This is a genomic window from Plesiomonas sp., assembly GCF_051650925.1.
Taxonomy (GTDB): Bacteria; Pseudomonadota; Gammaproteobacteria; order Enterobacterales; family CAMTGL01; genus Plesiomonas.
The window spans coordinates 1-2,215 of sequence record NZ_JBOFRH010000381.1 but is presented as its reverse complement, the minus strand read 5'-3'; the positions used below and the strand labels follow the sequence as shown (position 1 = coordinate 2,215).

Sequence of the window (2,215 nt, the reverse complement as noted above, 5' to 3'; positions counted from 1 at the left end):
CTTCGGTGTGCGGAATTCCCATCAGCCAAGCAACGGGGTAGAACAGGTAGCCGAGTGTGTTTTGGAAACTGATCCCAAACAGAGCACTGAAAATATGGTTAATCATTGAGATCAGTGCAATAAAACCAATCAGCATTGCTGCGACAATCACCGCAACTTTAAAACCGGCCAGAATATATTCACCCAGCATTTCAAAGAAGGTCAGGGAACTGTTTTCTGACTCAATCTCCATCAGATCATCTTCTTCATTGCTGTCATACGGGTTGATGACTGACAAAATAATAAAGGTGCTGAACATGTTCAAAATGAGTGCGGCAACAACATAGCGTGGTTCAATGAGCTGCATGTATGAGCCAACAATTGACATTGATACGGTCGACATTGCGGTTGCCGCCATGGTGTACATGCGCCGCTCTGAGATCCGGCTGAGAATATTTTTATAGGCAATAAAGTTTTCTGACTGGCCAATGATCATGGCACTGATTGCATTGAATGACTCAATTTTTCCCATACCGTTGATTTTTGACAACAGCACGCCGATAAAGCGGATCACCACGGGTAACACTTTGATGTGTTGCAAGATCCCTATTAATACTGAAATAAACACGATTGGCATCAGTACTTGCAGGAAAAAGCTAAATTCACCGACATTGAGTAACCCCCCAAACACGAAGTTTGTACCGTCAGCGGCATATGCCAGTAATTTATTGAACGCATCAGATAAACCGGTAACCAGATTCAGCCCGACTGACGAGTGCAGTAAAAAATAGGATAGGAAAAGCTCAATCACAATCAGTTGAACGATATAGCGAGTCTTGATCTTTGAACGATCTTTACTGACAAGCAGGGCGAGAACAAAAACAACAAACAGGCCGAGCAGAAAGTGGAGGATTTTCATAAAAAAGATACCAATGCGGCTCACAAATAATAAGCAAGATACTGTATATAGGGTTTTATAATTTGAAGTGTATTACAAAAATACGCTTACTTACATTTATCATGCAAATGTGGCTGTTGAGTGGTATCAAAAAGGGGATAACCACCTTGCTCACGAGGGGGCAGTGTGAGCGAGGCGGTAAGGTCATTCATGTGGGATATGTTAAAACGGTGTATGAGTTACGCTAGCCAAACAACATGTACAACTGGTGTGCGCTGATACCGGCCACCAAGCCGCCAAGAGTGTGTGCAATAATGGCGCGTGAGGTCAGAAAACGATACCCCAGTGCATCGAGCATGGCGGTGTGGGTGCTTAAAAATCCACTCCAGCACATACCCATGGCCGTAAAGACCGCAATTTCGTTGCCGGAAATAAAGCCTTTACTGATAAAAGGCGGTACTAATGACATCGCCGCACCCACTGCGCCGAGTGATGTCGCTGGAAATGCGATCAGCTCCGGATGTTTAAAGCCAAACAAGGCATCAAACAGCCAGCCGGCTTTTCCGGCCAGTACCGGCAGTAGCCCAACCCCCTGAAACGCTTCTCCGGTATAACCTTGTGCGCTAGGGCCAAAGGTCAGCAGCATGACAAAGGTGCTGATAATCAGTACGCCGGGGATCACCGCCATACCCAGCTCAACCCCAGATTTCCCGCCATCAAGCAGGGCGTTGAGTACCCGTAACCAGATGGGAGCAGTATCTTCAACGGTACCATTTTCTGGCGCACAATGTGAGTTGCCATTAGGTAATGTCGTTGACGATGAGACCGGCGATAGGGTGGGTGTGCTATTCACACTATGATCCGGTGAGGCTTCATCAAGCGGCTGATCACCGACCAGCGGCCTAATCATACGTTGCATTAGACGGGTACTGACGATTGAACCTATTAATGCACCAGCTAGCCCAAGTAGTGCAGCTTTGACGGTATTTTCTTGTGAGTTAAGTTGTAGCGTTGCCATAAAGGTGACCACTATCAGCCCCATCCCAAAAGCGGTACCAAAGTTGGTCAGTGAGATCAGCTGCCACGGGCGTAGTCCACGTCGAAAACGTGGGTCTTTTGCCAAGCTGATGACCGCTGGATTATCAGAGAAAAAGGTCATCAATCCAGCCAGTGCAGCACGGCCCGGCAAACGATACAGCGGGCGCATTAGGGGGGCGAGCAGCACTTCGAGCAGGCGGATCACCCCAAATTCACTGAGTAATTGGCTCAAGGCTCCGGAGAGAACGGTGATCCCCATAATAAAAAGAATGGTGTTTAGCAGTAGCTGATGTGCGGTAT

The 2,215-nt window shown here is 47.4% G+C and carries 2 protein-coding genes; both read right to left on the bottom strand.

The features are described from left to right. Positions 1–898 (bottom strand): NupC/NupG family nucleoside CNT transporter (locus ACRC27_RS08695; RefSeq protein WP_438639704.1); only part of this gene is annotated, 898 nt, incomplete at its 3' end. Positions 899–1,121: 223 nt separating this feature from the next. After that, the coding region (locus ACRC27_RS08690) for a CD0519/CD1768 family membrane protein (RefSeq protein WP_438639703.1) at positions 1,122–2,215 on the bottom strand (1,094 nt) is incomplete at its 5' end.